Raw genomic sequence first — 16,838 nt, forward strand, 5'->3', positions numbered from 1 at the left:
AGGTCCAAACTGGGATGCGCTTTCCGCTATTGAAGATATGAGGCTGCGAATCAGCTGCTCGGCCTAGACTTACGCCTGCTGCCAGGTGTCGACAAGCTCCTTGGCTGCGACACGGGGGTCGTCAGCGCTGCAGACGGCGCTCACCACAAAGAAGCCCTCGACGCCGGTGGCCTTGAGTTGCGGCAGATCGGCTTTTTTGACGCCGCCGCCGACCACGATGGGAACGGGGCTTGCCGCATGGAGCGCGGCCAGGTCCTCAAAGCTCTTGGTGATGATGGAGCCATCTGCCGCGCGTCCACAGTCGCGCTTGGTCTCGGTCTCGTGGAGCGGGCCGATGCCCAGGTAGTCGACTAGGCTCATGTCGGCGGTCTTGACGTACTCGAGCATTTCCTCGCAACGGGCCGAAAGACCCACGATGGCATCGGGGCCCAGAAGCTTGCGGCAGACCTCGACGGGAATATCGCTCTGGCCCACATGCACGCCGTCGACGGAGATACCCTGTTCGCGTGCGGCGAGTACGCAGTCCAGACGGTCGTCGATAAGCAGGGCGACCTTGCCGGTCTTGCCGGCGCGAGCGATAGCCTGCGCGGCGTCGCCCGTCAGCGCGATGATCTCGCGGGCACTTGCCACCTTGGAGCGCACCTGGATGCAGGTAAAGCCGGCATCGAGCGCCTGCGCTACCACATCGCCCACGGGACGTCCCAGCGTGTTTTCGGGGCCGAGTACCAGATAGGCCGAGATATCAAGGTTGTCGCGGATGCTCATCGTGCTTCCTCCTGCTTTTTGATCTGCGCTTCCATGCGCTCGAGTTTGCCGGTCATGGTGTCGGTAAAACCGGGTCGAATATCGGCTTTGAGCACGACTTCGGTGCGGATGCCCTTGCTTGCCAACACAAAGGTTGCGTCGCGTACGACCTGCATGACCTCGTCCCAGTCGCCCTCGATCTCGGTGAACATCGAGGTGGTGCGGTTGGGAAGGCCGCTCTCGCGAATGACGCGCACGACCTCGGCGACCTCGGCGGAAAGCTCGTCGCCTGTGCCGCACGGGGCGATGGCTACGGCGACGAGCGTGTTCATGTCGGCAGCGGTTGCGGGTTCGGACATGGCTTATGCCTCCTCGAGCTCGAGGTGGTTATTCGCAATATCCTGAGCGGTCGCGCGGTAGAGTTCGTCGATAAAGGCGACCTTAAAGCTTGCCGGGGCATCAGCGACAGCGGCGGCACGCGTGCCGGCAACGTTGTAGACAGCGGTACCGCAGATGGCTGCCGTAAACGGATCGGCGGCGCAAGCGTACACGGCCAGGACGCCGCCCTGCGAGCAGCCACAGCCGGTAATCTTGGACATGAGCGGGCTGCCGCCGTGGGACTTGGCCACGGTCGTGCCGTCGGTAATCAGGTCGACTTCGCCCGAGACCACTACGGCGCCGCCGGTGTAGCGGGCGAGTGCCACGGCAGCGCCGCGGGCGGCGTCGACCGTATCGGTGGTATCGACACCGCGCACGCGGCTCAGGTCAGCCGCCTCGCCTTCAAGACCCCACAGGCCGGCGAGCGCGATGATCTCGGAGGCGTTGCCGCGCACGATGGCGGGCTTGTACTGCTTGAGCTCGTTTACCAGCTGGGTGCGCAGGCTACCGATGCCCAGGCCCACCGGATCGAGCACCCAGGGTTTGCCGGCGTCGTGTGCCGCTTTGGCCGCACGGGGAATCGTCTGCTCGTAGATGGGGAAGAGCGTGCCCATGTTGAGATAGATGGCGCCGCCGCCGGCAACGAGCGCCTCGCCCTCGTCGGGCAGATAGACCATGGCGGCCGAACCGCCTACGGCGAGCTGCGCGTTGGCAACAAAGTCGATCGTCACCGTGTTGGTGATGGAGCCGGCCATCGGGTTGGTGGCGCGAATCTCCTCCACGGCCTTGACCACATTTTGTTTAAGCTGTTTCGAATCAATCACTGCACATGCCTCCTTGGCATAGAAAAGGGGCGCTGTGCATAGACAGCGCCCCTGTAAAGGCGGCATGCTCCCTACGCCAGCATTAACTGACAGGTTCAAAGGATTGGGTCCCATGCCCTCTCAGCCTTGTGGTTTGCACCGCCGGCACTCCCGCATCGAATCTGTTGTTCCCTATACTAGCGCACCTGCCAAAAAGGGACAGGTTTATTTTGGCAGGTGGCAACTGGGGCGTTGCATTTTCCCAGATAAAACCTGCCAAAATAAACCTGTCCCTTATTGGCAGGTCGCTACAATGGATACGGTGAAAATGACTGGGGGCCTTATGATCAAACTTGTGCTGACCGATATGGACGATACGTTGATTCCAGCCGGGCATGACGGCGCCAGCGACTACGCCATCGAGGGCATTCATGCCATGCAGGCGGCGGGCCTGCACTTTGGCCCGGTTTCGGGCCGTCAGCCTTCCGCGATGGGCTGGATGTTTCGTAATCGTTCCGAGTGCTTCTCGACCGGTGCGTTCTGCAACGGCCAGGTCATGTTTGTCGACGGCGAGGTGGTAGCCTCGCATGCGACCGATAACGCCGCCCTTATTCGCTTGGCTGACTACTTGGAGCAAGAGACCGATGATACCTATCTGAAGGTCTACAGCTTGGGCGATGACTTTTGGGACAATGACGCCTATTGCGTGACGAGCGACCCCGAGCGCGTGCATCGCGCTACGGAGTCGGGCGGCAACGCGTGGCTCAAAGGCGAAGAGGCCCCGTGCCGTCCCGTTGTCGGTGACGCGCCGGTGTTCAAGGCGAATATTTGGAGTGCCCGTTCGCGTGAGGGGCTCGCGGAGCTACGCGAGCGCGTTGCCGCCGAGGTGCCGGAACTCTCGCTCGTGTTTCCCAACAGCCGCGTGCGCCTTTTCGATATCTTGCCGGCTGGTTGGGACAAGGGCTGCGCTGCGCTGGAGCTGGCGCGTGCTTTGGGCCTGACGCCCGACGAGGTGGCGGTGTTCGGCGATTCCGATAACGATCTGCCCATGATTAATGCCGTTCCCAACTCCGTTGCAGTCGCCAATGCCAATGAGGCCGTCACGGCTGCCGCGCGTTGGCATATCGGCGCTGCGGCAGACGATGCGGTTGCCGGGGCTCTGCATCAGATTGCCGCCTGCGCCGCGACGGGGGAGATGCCGTCGTTTATGCGCCAGATGGACGCGACGGGTCTTGGCGTCACGAACGTCTAGGGAGAAAGTCATGAAGCTTCAGCAGCTCAGGTATGTTGTTAAGGTTGCCGAATGCGGCAGCATCACCGAGGCCTCGCGCCGGCTCTTTGTGTCGCAGCCTTCGATTACCGCCTCGATTCGCGATCTCGAAAACGAGATGGGTGTGCACATCTTTGAGCGCACCAACAAGGGCGTCATTGTGTCCGAGGAAGGCGAGACATTCTTGGGCTACGCGCGCCAGGTACTCGATCAGGCCGATCTGCTCGAGGATAAGTACAAGGGTGCATCCGAGCAAGTGCCGCACTTTAGTGTGAGCTGTCAGCATTATTCCTTTGCCGTTAATGCGTTTGTCGACGTGATCCGTGAGTTCGATGCCGCGCGCTACGACTTTACCCTGCGCGAGGAACAGACTCACGAGATCATCGAAGATGTCGCGCACATGAAGAGTGAACTGGGCATTCTGTACTTATCCGAACATAACCGCGAGGTTATCGAGCGCATGCTGGCGGCCAACGAGCTCGTATTCGAAGGACTCTTCTGCGCCACGCCGCACGTCTTTGTATGCGCCGACCATCCACTGGCGGACCACGCCAGCGTGACGCTCGGGGACTTGGAAGACTATCCGTTCCTATCCTACGAGCAAGGCAGCTACAACTCGTTTTACTATTCCGAGGAACTGACCTCGACGTTTGAGCGCCGCAAGAATATCCGCGTGCGCGACCGTGCGACCTTGTTCAACCTAGCCATGGGTCTCAACGGCTACACGGTGTGTTCGGGCGTGATTAGCCACGAGCTTAATGGCCCCGGTATTATCTCGATTCCGCTCGATGTGGATGAATACATGGAGATCGGCATTATCACGCGCAAGAATACGACGCTCACGCGCTATGGACAGGCTTATGTCGAGGCCATCCGGAGGCATATCTAACCGGTAGCGTTTGATGTTGCTATCTTGAGCTGTCGAAATGGATATAGGAAAACTATATGGCAAACATATATAAACGCATATTTTACGATAACCAGGAGTGCGCTCATACTCTTTCTCGCTAAAGCAGTCCATGCAAAAGGAGATTCCTATGAGCAATTCCACCCAGCTCAAAGCGCCGTTTCGCGCCGATATCGTCGGCAGTTTTCTTCGTCCGCAGGCCGTAAAGGACGCCCGCGCTGCCTATGCGGCAGGCGCGCTTGATGCCGAGGGACTTAAGGCAGTCGAGGACGAGGCCATTCGCGATTTGGTGGCAAAGCAAAAGGCCGCCGGCCTGTAGGTCATCACCGACGGCGAGTTCCGCCGCAGCTACTGGCACCTCGATTTTATGTGGGGTCTCAACGGCATCGAGCGCCGCACCTCGCGTACGGGCTATATGTTCCACGATGAGGAGACTACCGCCGACACCGCCGTGGTGACCGGGCCTATTAGTGGCGAGAACCATCCGTTCGTCGAGCACTTCAAGTTTGTCAAGGCGCTTGAGGGCAAGGGCCAGGTCGCGCGGCAAACCATTCCGGCGCCGATCCAGACGTTCTCCGAAGTCACGCTCGACCGCTGCGATGGCCAGCAGGAGAGCCTGCGCGCCGTCTACAAGACCGACGAAGAGCTCGCCGATGCCATCGCCGCAGCATACCGCACCGTGATTGCCGATCTGTATGCCGCGGGCTGCCGCAACATCCAATTTGATGACTGCACCTGGGGCATCTATTGCGATACTGACTTTGTGTCCAAGACCGGCATGAGCCCGGTTGACCTGCAAAAGGTGAGCGAGCTGGGCGTGGCGCTCAACAATGCTGCCATCGCGGGCAAGCCTGACGACTTGGTGATCAATACGCATGTATGCCGTGGCAACTACCACTCTACTTATGCCTTTGAGGGCGGCTATGATCCCATCGCCCCGTACCTGTTTGCGCATGAGGACGTTGACGCATTCTATCTGGAGTTCGACACTCCGCGCGCCGGTGGCTTTGAGCCGCTCAAGTACGTTGCGCCCGGTAAGAAGGTCGTGTTGGGCCTGGTGACCACCAAGGCAGCCGAGCTCGAGGACGAGGACGCGACCGTCGAGCGTATTCATGAGGCGGCAAAGTACGTGCCGCTTGAGAATCTGTATCTGTCTCCGCAGTGTGGCTTTGCCAGCTGCGAGATTGGCAACAAGCTGACCGAAGGCGAGCAGTGGGCAAAGATCGCGCTGGTCAAGCGTATTGCCGAACGTGTTTGGAAATAGCGGTACCGTTTGCAAGTGACGGCGCGTGCGAGACATGGTGTATCGCGTACAATGGTTCGGACCGTATCGTTCGGGCAGGTTATCCGCTATGCCCGAGCGCCCTTCCATTCGAAAGGACATCCATGTCCCAGTCCTCGACGCCCGCCGTCACCGATGCCATCTACGACGCTTCGTCGCTCGGCCGCCCGCGCATGCTCCTGCTCGGTCTGCAGCACCTGTTTGCCATGTTTGGTGCCACGGTGCTGGTGCCCGTGCTCACCGGCCTTTCGGTATCGGCAACGCTTTTGTTTGCCGGCTTGGGCACGCTGCTATTCCACTTCCTGTCACGCGGTAAGGTCCCCGCATTTTTGGGCTCATCGTTTGCCTTTATTGCCGGCTATGCCGCAATCGCGCCCAACGGCGAGGCCGAGCTCTTGCCCTACGCTTGCCTGGGCGTTGCCTGCGCCGGTTTGCTCTACCCGGTGCTTGCGGCGCTCTTCCGCACGTTTGGCGCCAAGCGCGTCATGCGCTTCTTCCCGCCGGTGGTGACTGGCCCCATTGTCATTTCGATCGGTCTGATCCTGGCGAGTTCCGCTATTGCCAACTGCCAGACTAACTGGCTCGTTGCCGTGGTTGCCGTCGCCGTAATCGTCATCTGCAATATTTGGGGTCGCGGCATGGTCAAGATCGTGCCGATTTTACTGGGCGTCGTGGTGAGCTATGCCGTTGCGGCTGCGCTGGGCGAGGTCGATTTCTCCGGCGTCGCAGCCGCTCCCTGGCTTGGCTTGCCCGTCGTGTGGGACAACACGGTGTTTGCACTCTTTGGGCCGCAGTTCGATAGCGGCCTTGCCACGACGGCCATCATCACCATCATGCCGCTGGCCTTTGCAACCATGATTGAGCATATCGGCGATATATCCGCTATTGGCTCCACCTGCGAGCGCAACTACATCGCCGATCCCGGCCTGCATCGCACGCTGCTCGGTGATGGTCTCGCCACGATTCTGGCTTCGCTCTTTGGCGCTCCGGCCAACACCACGTATGGCGAGAACACCGGCGTGCTCGCCCTGACGCGCGTGTTTGACCCGCGCGTGATTCGCATTGCCGCGTGCTGCGCCATCGTGCTTTCGTTCTGCCCCAAGTTCGCTGCCGTGATCGCCGCCATGCCGGCATGCGTTATCGGCGGCGTGTCGCTCGTGCTCTATGGCATGATCAGCGCCGTGGGCGTCCGTAACCTCATCGAGAACCAGGTCGATTTCCAGAACAACCGCAACGTGCTGGTGGTCGCTCTGGTGCTCGTGCTTTCACTCGGCATTGCTTACAGCGCCGCCGGTGGCATCGTGCTGAAGCTGTTCGGCGTGACGATTTCGCTTTCGGGCCTTGCCGTGGGCTCGCTGGTGGGCATCGTGCTCAACGCGATTCTGCCTGGCAACGACTTTGAGTTCGCCGTTTCTGAACTTGAGGAGACTGTCGAGTAGTAGTTGTGTTCAGCTAAATCAAAAAAATGGCGCCCGTGCGTACGCGTGGGCGCCATTTTTAATGCGTCAGTATCCAGTGTATGCCGCGGGCCATGCGCACACCGGTTTGGGCAAAGTGGTTACCGGGGTTGAGCTCGAAGGTCGCGGGGATGCCTCGGTCGCCGAGTAGTTTTTCCATTGCGCGCGTGTCGTCGAGTACGTGCCGCATCATGCGGTTGGGCGTCTTGGTCTCCTTTTTGCCGAGTGATAGATAGACGGCGTTGGGCGCGGCTGGCATCGTGTGCCCGTGTGCGTAATCGACAAATCCGGGAAACCATAGGGACCCCGATGCGCTTGCGGCGCGGTTAAAGGCATCGGTCTGCCAGAGCGACCAAAGCGAAAAGAGGCCCGCCAATGAGTAACCGGCAATGCCGCGCCAGGTAGGCGGGCAGGGAAGTGATGGCTCGACCTCTGGGATTATCCGATTCAGCAGCTCATCGAGAAACTCGGACGCCTGACCACCAAAGGGCTCGGCATAGCGCACGGTTCCGTCGCATTCCCAAGGGCTCAGCTCGCGATTCCAATTGAGCCCGCCAATGGCGACCAGGGTGAATGGCGGGCAATCAAGCTCAAGACAACGGCTATAGACCTCGGTGCCGTCACCCATGACCGCGGGAAGGTAAATGACGGGCGCGCTTTCGACATGCTTTGAATGAATGGTTATCTGCTTTTGACGCGCTTCCATGACAAGCTTCTCTCTGCATTTCGACATCTACAAATACGATTGTCGCACGTCGGCATAGGGACCGTCGCTAAAAGAAAGGCGCAGGGCCGCTTGATACGACTCTGCGCCTTGAGGTTTTGCTTTGGCAGCTTTGCCCTTACGCTACAAAGAAGTAGACGAGGAAGGCGAGTGCTGCGATCCACATGAGCGGCTTGATCTTGGAGGCCTCGCCCTTAAAGAGCGCGACAACCACGAAGGCGATAAAGCCCAGACCGATGCCGGCAGAGATGGAGTAGGTGAAGGGCACGCCGGCGACAATCATGAACGCTGGGAAACCCTGCGACACGTCGGACCAGTCGATCTCGGAGGCCTCGCTCATCATGAGGTAGCCGACGTAGACCAGAGCACCGCAGGTGGCGGCGCTGGAAACGATGGTGACGATGGGGGAGAAGAACGCGGCGAGAATGAACAGCACGCCGGTGGTGACGGAGGTGAGGCCCGTGCGGCCACCGTCGGCAGCGCCAGAGGTGGACTCGACGAAGGTGGTGATGGAGGAGACGCCCATAAAGCCACCGGCAGCGGCGGCCACGGAGTCGACGACCAGGATGGGACGGATGTCCTCGACATTGCCGTCCTCGGTCAAGAACTCGCCCTGCTTGGCGACGGCCATCGCGGTGCCCATGGTGTCGAAGAAGTCACTCATGAGCAGCGAGAAGGCAACGACGAGCAGCATCGGGTCGGTCAGGACCTTCACGATGGCCATGTTGCCATCAGCAGTGCTGGCAAACGGGGCGCCAAAGGTCGAGAAGTCGAGCGGTGCGATGAGACCCTCGGGCGCATGGGTGACGCCCAGCGGGATACCGGCGATAACGGCGACGATGATGCCGATGAGCAGCGAGCCCGGCACGTTGCGGGAAGCAAGGGCAACCGTCACGACGATGGAGATGATGCCGACGATAAAGGTGGGGGAGGCGATGTCGCCCAGGCCGACGAGCGTACCGGCGCCAGCGGTGATGATGCCGGCGTCGCACAGGCCGATCATGGCGATAAACAGGCCCAGACCCACCGAGATTGCGTGGCGCAGGACCACGGGGATGGCGTCCATGATGGCCTCGCGCAGGCCGCAAAGGACGAGCAGCAAGATGATGATACCTTCGAGGAAGATAACACTCATGGCAATGTGCCAGTCACCGCCGCACATGGTGGCGGTGATGCCCGCAATCATGGCGTTGATGCCCAGGCCCGACGCACAGGCGAGCGGGCGGTTGGCGAAGATGCCCATGCAGATGGTCATGATGCCGGCGCCCAGACAGGTGGCGCAGGCGAGCGCTCCCGCATCGATGCCAGCGCCCGAGAGCACCGCAGGGTTGACGGCGATGATGTAGGCCATCGCCAGGAATGTTGTCAGTCCAGCGCGAAGTTCGGTCCCGATTGTGGACTTGCGCTCACTGACGTGAAAAAGTTCGTCCATGCATACCCTTTCCTTGTTCGGCCCCGAGTTTAGGCCGATTGACACGAACTTACCTACTATATCGCCTTTGGAAGGTCGATGTTCCTCGCATGTTGAAGTTCGGCGCTTTGTAACAGGCGGACGGTATTTTTCGCATGAAAATGTGTAGGTACCGTATACTTAAGCAGTTACATTGAACTCTTTGGAGGAACGTATGATTAAAGAGCTCTGCCGCGACGAGGCCATCCTGTCCCAGCGTTGCGAGGTTGCGACTGTCGAGGACGAGTCGGTCGCACAGGACCTGATCGACACCATCAAGTCGCTCGAGGACGCCGGCTGCCTTGCCGCCAACCAGATTGGCGTCACCAAGAAGGTCTGCGTCTATCTGGACGACGCCGGCGAGCCCCACGTGCTCTACAACCCCCGTCTGGTGTTTGGCCTGGGCGCCAGCAAGATGGAGGAGAGCTGCCTGACGCACGACGAAATCACCAAGTCCACGCGCTATATCAAGTGCAAGGTTGCCTTTGACCAGATCGTCGACGGCAAGATGAAGGAGTGCCGCCGCGACTACACGGGCTTTGAGGCACAGATGATCCAGCATATGATCGATCACTGTCTTGGAAAGTTGGTCTAAGGGGACCAAAGTACCGCACCTTGCCGCTCAATCGTCGCTCGCGTACCTTAAGTACGCTTCGCTCCTCTTTCGTGGCAATCTGCGGTACTTTGACCCCTTAGACGACCTGCGAGGTTGACTTGGTTGAGTTTATCTTGCTTGTGTGGTCCGGGCGTGACGTTATTGTCATGTCCGGGCTTTTGTGTTTAGCGCCTATTTGTTTGGTAACAATGAGCTTAACAAGGACGTATGGCTAGGAGGCGCCATGTGCACGAGCATTCGATTTACCGATAATTCCGGCAACATGTATCTGGGTCGCAACCTCGACTGGAGCTTTAGCTACGGCCAACAGGTTCGCGTGATGCCCCGCGGGTTCCATATCCCGTATTCGTTTATCGACGATGCGTCGGCGGCACACGCGGTAATCGGCATGTGCATCGATTACAAGAACTATCCTATGTTTTTCGACTGTGGTAACGATGCGGGTCTGGCTGTGGCAGGGCTCAACTTTCCCGGTTATGCCGAGTATGCCGAGGACCCGGTTGATGGCAAGACCAATATCGCGGCCTATGAGTTTCCCTTGTGGGTGGCAGCGACGTTCTCGACGGTCGACGAGGTCGAGGCTGCGCTTCGCGACACGGTGATTGTTGCCAAATCTGCCGGAGAGGGGCTGGGTGTGTCGCTGCTCCATTGGATTATCGGTGACAGCCGACGCAGCATCGTGGTCGAGATGATGGCTGACGGTCTGCATGTATACGACGATCCGGTCGACACCCTTGCCAATCAGCCGACCTTCCCGTGGCACATGGAAAACCTGCGCACCTATATCACCGCCACAAGCGATTTTCCTCAGACGGCGACATGGCGTGGCGCCGAGCTCAAGCCCTATGGCGCGGGTGCCGGCATGCGCGGTATTCCGGGTGACTGCTATTCGCCGAGCCGTTTTGTAAAGGCGGCGTACCTCAATGCCAATTACCCGCAAAAAGACAACGAGGCCGAGAACGTCATTCGCATGTTCCGCTCGCTCGAGGGGGTGGCGATGATCGAGGGCGCGTCCAAGATGGGTGACGGCAAGTTCGAGAAGACTATCTACACCGGATGCTTTAGCGCGCGCACGGGCAATTACTATTACTCAACGTATGAGGATCCGTCGATTCGCTACGTGAGCCTGATGGATGCCGAGGGCGCGAGCCCCGATAGGCTCGTGGTTCCCGAGCCGCGTCGTTCGTAGCCGGCGGTTTTACTGCAATGCAAAGCGGCCCTGCGCCTCCTGTGAGGCGCAGGGCCGCTGTCGTCGACGCGCGACGTCGTTAGAAGTTGGCGTCGCTGAGTTGTTCGCTCTCGAGGCCGTCGAACTGTTGCTGTTCGGGCGTATCGGCGACGCTCCCGAGCAGCTCGGTGGGGTCGACGTTCATGTCCCTACCGGCTTCGTTGCTGTTGACAAGGTCGTTCGAGAAGATATCGACATCCATTTCCTCGGCTTCCTCGATCTGAACTTCGAGCTGGAGTTATTGGCGAGCAGCGCCGCGCCGCCGATCATGGCAGGTAGAATCAGCCACGGCGCCACTTTGCGCACCAGGCTAAACAGGGCGAAGATGCCGCTCTCGTTGTGGTTGTCGGCCTTCATGGCGATTACCACGTACTTGACCGTGCTGGTCTTGGAGGTTTGCCTCCAGTTTGGCGTGCGCCACGTGGACTCCCTTGGACATCCGGTTATCTGTCTTGGACAGATAACTTTTATGCCGTCTTTATACATACAAGAGCTGTTTGGCACATCGGGTAATTTTAGACAATAATCCCCAGCTGGGGATTATTTATGTACGCAGGTAGCATTTCAAAACAGGGGCGCATCCGCTGTATGGCTTTGCTGCAATGTAATAACCGCGGACGCGCTCCTGCTTTGAAACCGAAGAGGGAACTTTTAGACGCGTGCTGCCTGAGCGATACCGGTCTTGGCGCCTGAGCGTTTACCGGCGAGTTCGCAAAAGATCGCGCCGCCGATGATAAGCACGGCGCCCATCAGGCGGACCGGTGTCATGACTTCGCCCAAAAGGGCGGACGAGAACACGACGGCCGAAAGCGGCTCGAGGTAGCCGACGACAGCGACGGTCTGCACGGGCAGTTTGGCGACGGCGCTAAAGTAGAGCAGACAACCGATGCCGGTGTTGACGACGCCGAGCATAGCGACGGCGCGCCAATCGATGGTTGCGGCGATGCTGGCGGACAGGAATGAGGGGGTGCCTTGGGTGACGAGTGTAAGGACCAGCGCGGTCACAAAGGCGGCGCTCACCTGGAGCGCGGAGTTCTCGAGGCCTTCGATGTGCGGCGCGCCCTTGCTGGCGATGACCATCAATGCATAACAGAAGGCCGAGGCGATTCCGCAGACGATGCCCGCAATGGGCATATTGCCGCCTAGACCTTGCGCTGCAATGAGAAAAGCGCCGCAGGCGACTGCGATAAACCCGGCGATTTTGCCACCGGTTAGTTTTTCGCCAAAGATAAACGGCGAGAGGGCCATGACGATGATGGGGCCGCAGTAGTACAGCAGCGAAGAAACGCCGACGCCGATCGTCTGATAAGCACGGAACAGAAAAATCCAGCTGGCGCCCAGCGCGGCTCCCGAGAGGAGGAGGGCTGCGGCTTCGCGGGGGCGAGAAGGCGCCTGCAGCTTATGGCGTTGGGTAATGGCGAGGATGGTGACAAGCGAAAGGGCTCCCAGAAAAGTGCGTAGCAGCACGATATCGGAGCTCGGGAGTGCGATGGCCGCAGCGATGATGCCGTTGGAGCCAAACAACAACAATGCTGCTAAATACGTAATCAATCCGTTGTTCATGCGTTGCCATCCCCTCTATATCCGTGCATGTTCACTATGGTTGAACTGGCTTTAGAAGAAAAGCGAATATAATGCATGGAAAACATGACAAAAACTCATGCAAAGGTGGAGGCATGTCGTGGAAACGAATATTCAAAAGATGCAGGTGCTGCTGGAGACCGTGCGCGCTGGAAGCTTTACGCGTGCTGCCGAGCGCCTGAGCTACTCGCAATCGGGCGTGAGCCGCATGGTGGCCGATCTTGAGGCCGATTGGGGCTTTAAGGTGCTCGACCGCAGTCGTGAAGGTGTTGCTCTTTCTGCCGACGGGCGGCAGGTCATGCCGGCTGTCGAGGCGCTCTGCGAGGAATTCGTTCGCTTGCAGCGACGGGTGGATGAGATGCGCGGGCTCATACGCGGCAAAATCTGCATCGGTACGTTTTCGAGCGTGGCGACCCACGTGCTGCCGCCGGTGATTGCGCATTTTCGTGCTGATCATCCAGACGTCGATTACGAGTTGCTGATGGGCGACTATTCAGAGATTGAACAATGGGTGGCAGAGGGTCGCTGCGATCTGGGCTTTATCCCGCGTGAGCCCCGAGAAAACGGCATGACATCGCTGCCTTTGGTGCGCGACGAGTTAATGGCGGTAGTGCCGTCAGGCTCGTTGTTTGCCACGGCGGAGGTCGTCTCTCTTGCCGACTTGGCCAACGAGCAGTTTATTCTGCTAGAACGCGGCACCGATGACGAGATTACGCCGCTGTTTCGTCGGGCGGGACTGGCAGTGCACTCAAAACTGTCGACCTGGGATGACTATGCGATTATGGCTATGGTCGAGGACGGCCTGGGTGTGAGCATTCTTCCCGCGCTCATCATGCGCCGTTGTCAGTTCGATGTTGCCGTGCGTCCGCTCGAAGGGCATCCCCATCGGCAGATCAACGCCATATATCGAACGGCCGATGTTTCGCTTGCCGCCGCCCGTTTTCTCGAATACCTCTAAATGGGCGCACGTCGTTACCGCCTTGGGGTAAATCTTGAGGTTTGGGTCATGTTATTTTTGAAATTGAACTTTTAGAAATAGCACGGCGCTATACTGCTTGCTAAATTGAACCTTGGTTCAATTCGTGTACTATAAATTGAACTTTGCCAGCAAGGAGGTTCCTGTGACCCAAGAGACGTTTAGCGATCGCCTGCGACAGGCTATGTCCGATCGCGACGTTCGTCAGTCGGACGTAATCCGCGCATCGGAGATGCTCGGCAAAAAACTCGGCAAGAGTCAGATGAGCCAATATGTGAGCGGCAAGACGATTCCGCGGCGCGATGTGGCAGAGCTGCTCGCCCGCATTTTGGAGGTCGATGTTACCTGGCTGCTCGCCGGTGACGCCGATCAAGACGAGACATCATCGACCCACAACGTTTCCAAGCCCGAACCCCATCCCTCAGCTCAAATTGCAAGGAGCACCACCATGCGTACTTTTTCTAAATCCACCAAACTCGAGAACGTTCTGTATGACGTGCGCGGCCCCGTTGTCGACGAGGCAGCCCGTATGGAGGACGAAGGCGAGTGCATCCTCAAGCTCAACATCGGTAATCCGGCGCCCTTTGGTTTCCGCACGCCCGATGAGGTCATTAAGGACATGCGCCAGCAGCTGCCCGACTGCGAAGGCTATTCCAACTCGCGCGGCCTGTTCTCTGCGCGCAAGGCGATCATGCAGTATTCGCAGATCAAGGGCCTGCCCAATGTTCAGATGGAACATATCTACACGGGCAACGGCGTGTCCGAGCTCATTCAGCTTTCGATGAACGCGCTGCTCGACAATGGCGACGAGATTCTGATTCCCAGCCCCGATTATCCGCTGTGGACGGCGTGCGCAACTCTTGCCGGTGGACATCCCGTGCACTATCTGTGTGATGAGCAGGCCGATTGGTATCCCGATCTGCAGGATATGGAGTCCAAGGTCACGAGCGCGACCAAGGCCCTCGTCATCATCAACCCCAACAACCCCACGGGCTCTGTCTATCCGCGCGAGGTGCTCGAGGGCATCGTAGAGATCGCGCGCAGGCACCAGCTCATGATTTTTGCCGACGAGATCTATGACCGCCTGTGCATGGACGGCTACGAGCACGTCTCCATTGCATCGCTCGCCCCCGACCTGCCCTGCATTACGTTTAGCGGCCTGTCCAAGTCGCATATGATCGCGGGCTATCGCATTGGCTGGATGGTGCTTTCGGGCAACCAGCGCTGCATGAGCGACTTCATCATGGGCATCAACATGCTCTCCAACATGCGCCTGTGCTCCAACGTGCCGGCCCAGTCGATCGTCCAGACGGCGCTTGGCGGCCATCAGTCGGTCAACGACTACATCCGCCCCGGCGGTCGTGTCTACGAGCAGCGCAACTTTGTGTATGAGGCGCTCAGCAAGATCGACGGCATCTCGGTGGTCAAGCCGCGTGCGGCGTTTTATATCTTCCCCAAGATGGATGTTAAAAAGTTCAACATCACCGATGACGAGCAGTTTGCCCTTGACCTGCTGCACGAGAAGAAGATCCTCATCACGCGTGGCGGCGGCTTCAACTGGGCTGAGCCCGATCACTTCCGCATCGTGTACCTGCCGCGCATGGAAGTGCTCAAAGAGTCGCTCGAAGACCTCGCCGATTTCTTTGATCACTACCGCCAGTCCTAATTGGTTCCGCCGTTCTACCGAACGGCGGACCGCTTGACGCTACACGAGCCGCATTCACGCCAATCTGACGTTCAATTTCGAGGGCGCGACCAGAAGGTCAGCGCCCTCGAAATTGAACGTCAGATTGGCGTGAATGCGGCTCGCTCGCTGTCGTGTGCTCAGCCTGCGTCGTTACCATGATCCAAAGGGGACGGAGGAAAACAGATCATTTTCCTTGACTCGCGGAACTATATAACGACGCCGTTGCAGTGGTCGATTTCGTGCTGGATGATCTCGGCGGTGTAGCCCGAGAAGTTTTTGATGCGGTGGACGAAGTTCTCGTCCAAATACTCCACCTTAATGCGACGATAGCGGGTGCAGGGACGCTCGCCGATCAGCGAGAGGCATCCTTCGCTGGTCTGATGGGCATTGACCTGCTCAAGAATTTGAGGGTTGTACATCAGGAGCGTCCTGTTGCCGTCCTTTACGCAGATGATGCGTTTGCGCACGCCGATCATGTTGGCGGCGAGCCCCACGCACTCGTGCTCATGCTCGTGGAGCGTATCCAGGAGGTCCTGCCCGATCACGGCATCGTCGGGCCCTGCGTCTTCGGAAGGCAGGCGCAAAAAGAACTCGGATTTCATGATGGGCTTAATCATGGCGGGCTCCTTAAGGTGGACACGTTTGGTTCAGGCCATGATACCGCGACATGTCGCATTAATGTGTGCACATAGATTCTGCAGCTAGATTGGATGGCGACACCATAAACTAAGGGACGTTTTGCCGAGAGGCATGAATGTTTAAAGCGCAAAGAGTGCGCGACGGGCCCCGCGAATGGGGCGATGATGCCCGAGAGGGCCAAGAAGGAGTCTCATGTCCGAGAACGAAGAGATCATGAACGAGACCGAGAACGAGACCATGGCTGCCGAGGTCGAGGCAGTCGAGACCGTGGAGACCGAAGCTACCGAGGTTGAGGCTGCTGACGAGGTTTCCGCCGAGGAGGAGGCCGAGGTTGTCGAGGCCGCCGTTGATTACGATGACGAAGAGCTGATGGACAAGATGCAGAAGGCCGCCCGCCTGCTGCGTAGCCGTCGCTTTGCTATTTCCAAGGAGGAGGAGGCCAAGGCCGAGCGTATGGCGAACATCGAGCGCGCCATCAAGCTCCTTGACCTCAAGCCCAAGATGGAGCAGAAGGAAATGTCCGATCTGCTGGGCATGCGCCTTCGTGAGCTCGATGGCCTGATGGCCGAGGCCGAGGCTGCCGATCTGGTCGGCCGCATCGACAACGCCGAGGGCGATATGCGCAAGATCGTCGTCTTCGCTGCCGAGGATGCCGCTGAGGGCCTGGTCGAGCTTGCCAACAAGAAGGAGAAGCTCCTGCCCGAGCTTTCTTACGAGGAGGCCACCGAGCTGATGGCCGCGCTCGATAAGGTTATCGCTCCGCTCGTCGCCATGGGTCTGGACGAGGATCGCGGTCCTCGCGGCGGCCGTGACGACCGCGGTGGCCGTGGCGGCGACCGTGGCGGTCGCGGCGGCTTTGGCGACCGCGGTGGCCGTGGCGGCGACCGTGGTGGCCGCGTTGGCCGTGGCGGCTTTGGTGACCGTGGCGGCGATCGTGGCGGTCGCGGCGGCTTTGGCGGCAACCGTGGTGGCTATGGCGACCGCGGTGGCAACCGTGGCGGCTTCGGCGGCAACCGTGGCGGCGACCGTGGCGGCCGCAACGGCGGTGGCTTCCGCGGCAACCGTTTTTAGTTACGGCGTTTTACCAAACGCCGTA

General features: G+C 59.3%; 16 protein-coding genes and 2 pseudogenes. 9 read left to right on the forward strand and 9 right to left on the reverse strand.

The annotated features are described in order from the left end of the window. Positions 1-69: 69 nt before the first annotated feature. Genes ACQRC0_RS04840 through thiM form a run of 3 tightly spaced genes read right to left on the reverse strand, consistent with a single transcriptional unit; the run spans position 70 to position 1,946 of the window. Positions 70-765 carry a thiamine phosphate synthase gene (locus ACQRC0_RS04840; protein ID WP_427728197.1) on the reverse strand — a complete coding sequence of 232 codons (696 nt, stop codon included), beginning with the start codon at positions 763-765 and terminating at the stop codon, positions 70-72. Then, on the reverse strand, positions 762-1,103 hold the full coding sequence (locus ACQRC0_RS04845; protein WP_427719764.1) for a thiamine-binding protein: 342 nt from the start codon (positions 1,101-1,103) through the stop codon (positions 762-764). The genes ACQRC0_RS04840 and ACQRC0_RS04845 overlap by 4 nt, the downstream gene beginning before the upstream one ends. Before the next feature lie 3 nt (positions 1,104-1,106). Beyond that, positions 1,107-1,946 (reverse strand): hydroxyethylthiazole kinase, encoded by an 840-nt coding sequence (gene thiM / locus ACQRC0_RS04850; protein ID WP_370450622.1) that lies wholly within the window; start codon positions 1,944-1,946, stop codon positions 1,107-1,109. A gap of 322 nt (positions 1,947-2,268) precedes the next feature. On the opposite strand from thiM, the gene ACQRC0_RS04855 reads away from it, so the two are divergent. From ACQRC0_RS04855 to ACQRC0_RS04870, 4 genes and pseudogenes are all read left to right on the forward strand, one after another. After that, entirely contained in the window at positions 2,269-3,177 is a 909-nt protein-coding gene (locus tag ACQRC0_RS04855; RefSeq protein WP_427728198.1) for an HAD-IIB family hydrolase, read from the forward strand. Between the two features lie 10 nt (positions 3,178-3,187). Further along, positions 3,188-4,084: a LysR family transcriptional regulator gene (locus ACQRC0_RS04860; protein WP_427728200.1), complete on the forward strand. Its 897-nt coding sequence runs from the start codon at positions 3,188-3,190 to the stop codon at positions 4,082-4,084. A gap of 130 nt (positions 4,085-4,214) precedes the next feature. After that, a pseudogene (locus ACQRC0_RS04865) lies at positions 4,215-5,366 on the forward strand (5-methyltetrahydropteroyltriglutamate--homocysteine S-methyltransferase). 122 nt (positions 5,367-5,488) lie between these two features. Further along, positions 5,489-6,823, forward strand: a complete 1,335-nt coding sequence (locus ACQRC0_RS04870) for a uracil-xanthine permease family protein (RefSeq protein ID WP_427728203.1) — start codon at positions 5,489-5,491, stop codon at positions 6,821-6,823. Positions 6,824-6,881: 58 nt separating this feature from the next. Here the strand turns inward: ACQRC0_RS04870 and ACQRC0_RS04875 are convergent, their stop codons facing one another. Both ACQRC0_RS04875 and ACQRC0_RS04880 read right to left on the reverse strand, forming a co-directional pair. Beyond that, on the reverse strand, positions 6,882-7,547 hold the full coding sequence (locus ACQRC0_RS04875) for an alpha/beta hydrolase (protein WP_427728205.1): 666 nt from the start codon (positions 7,545-7,547) through the stop codon (positions 6,882-6,884). Positions 7,548-7,683: 136 nt separating this feature from the next. Continuing rightward, the gene (locus ACQRC0_RS04880; protein WP_427728207.1) at positions 7,684-8,997 is read right to left on the reverse strand and encodes an NCS2 family permease; all 1,314 of its coding nucleotides are present in this window, start codon (positions 8,995-8,997) and stop codon (positions 7,684-7,686) included. Between the two features lie 193 nt (positions 8,998-9,190). Here ACQRC0_RS04880 and ACQRC0_RS04885 point away from each other — a divergent pair, with 193 nt between their 5' ends. Both ACQRC0_RS04885 and bsh read left to right on the forward strand, forming a co-directional pair. Continuing rightward, positions 9,191-9,610 carry a peptide deformylase gene (locus ACQRC0_RS04885; protein WP_154517060.1) on the forward strand — a complete coding sequence of 140 codons (420 nt, stop codon included), beginning with the start codon at positions 9,191-9,193 and terminating at the stop codon, positions 9,608-9,610. 244 nt (positions 9,611-9,854) lie between these two features. Beyond that, on the forward strand, positions 9,855-10,820 hold the full coding sequence (gene bsh / locus ACQRC0_RS04890) for a choloylglycine hydrolase (protein ID WP_427728209.1): 966 nt from the start codon (positions 9,855-9,857) through the stop codon (positions 10,818-10,820). Positions 10,821-10,899: 79 nt separating this feature from the next. On the opposite strand, the gene ACQRC0_RS04895 is transcribed toward bsh, so the two are convergent. The 3 genes and pseudogenes from ACQRC0_RS04895 to ACQRC0_RS04905 form a co-directional block, all read right to left on the reverse strand. Further along, positions 10,900-11,061 carry a hypothetical protein gene (locus ACQRC0_RS04895; protein WP_427728294.1) on the reverse strand — a complete coding sequence of 54 codons (162 nt, stop codon included), beginning with the start codon at positions 11,059-11,061 and terminating at the stop codon, positions 10,900-10,902. A gap of 38 nt (positions 11,062-11,099) precedes the next feature. Then, positions 11,100-11,243: pseudogene (locus ACQRC0_RS04900) on the reverse strand (KUP/HAK/KT family potassium transporter); the annotation flags it as partial. 267 nt (positions 11,244-11,510) lie between these two features. After that, complete coding sequence (locus ACQRC0_RS04905; protein WP_427728211.1) at positions 11,511-12,422, reverse strand: DMT family transporter; 912 nt, start codon at positions 12,420-12,422, stop codon at positions 11,511-11,513. 118 nt (positions 12,423-12,540) lie between these two features. Between ACQRC0_RS04905 and ACQRC0_RS04910 the strand changes: the two genes are divergently transcribed. Both ACQRC0_RS04910 and ACQRC0_RS04915 read left to right on the forward strand, forming a co-directional pair. Further along, complete coding sequence (locus ACQRC0_RS04910) at positions 12,541-13,398, forward strand: LysR family transcriptional regulator (protein ID WP_427728213.1); 858 nt, start codon at positions 12,541-12,543, stop codon at positions 13,396-13,398. A 202-nt stretch (positions 13,399-13,600) separates the two neighbouring features. Continuing rightward, positions 13,601-15,082 carry an aminotransferase class I/II-fold pyridoxal phosphate-dependent enzyme gene (locus ACQRC0_RS04915; protein WP_427728291.1) on the forward strand — a complete coding sequence of 494 codons (1,482 nt, stop codon included), beginning with the start codon at positions 13,601-13,603 and terminating at the stop codon, positions 15,080-15,082. A 227-nt stretch (positions 15,083-15,309) separates the two neighbouring features. Here the strand turns inward: ACQRC0_RS04915 and ACQRC0_RS04920 are convergent, their stop codons facing one another. Beyond that, positions 15,310-15,720 (reverse strand): peptide deformylase, encoded by a 411-nt coding sequence (locus ACQRC0_RS04920; protein ID WP_427728216.1) that lies wholly within the window; start codon positions 15,718-15,720, stop codon positions 15,310-15,312. A 214-nt stretch (positions 15,721-15,934) separates the two neighbouring features. On the opposite strand from ACQRC0_RS04920, the gene ACQRC0_RS04925 reads away from it, so the two are divergent. After that, positions 15,935-16,813: a hypothetical protein gene (locus ACQRC0_RS04925; protein ID WP_427728219.1), complete on the forward strand. Its 879-nt coding sequence runs from the start codon at positions 15,935-15,937 to the stop codon at positions 16,811-16,813. The last annotated feature ends 25 nt before the right edge of the window (positions 16,814-16,838 follow it).

It is taken from the genome of Collinsella sp. SGI.033 (genome assembly GCF_050315135.1).
GTDB lineage: Bacteria > Actinomycetota > Coriobacteriia > Coriobacteriales > Coriobacteriaceae > Collinsella.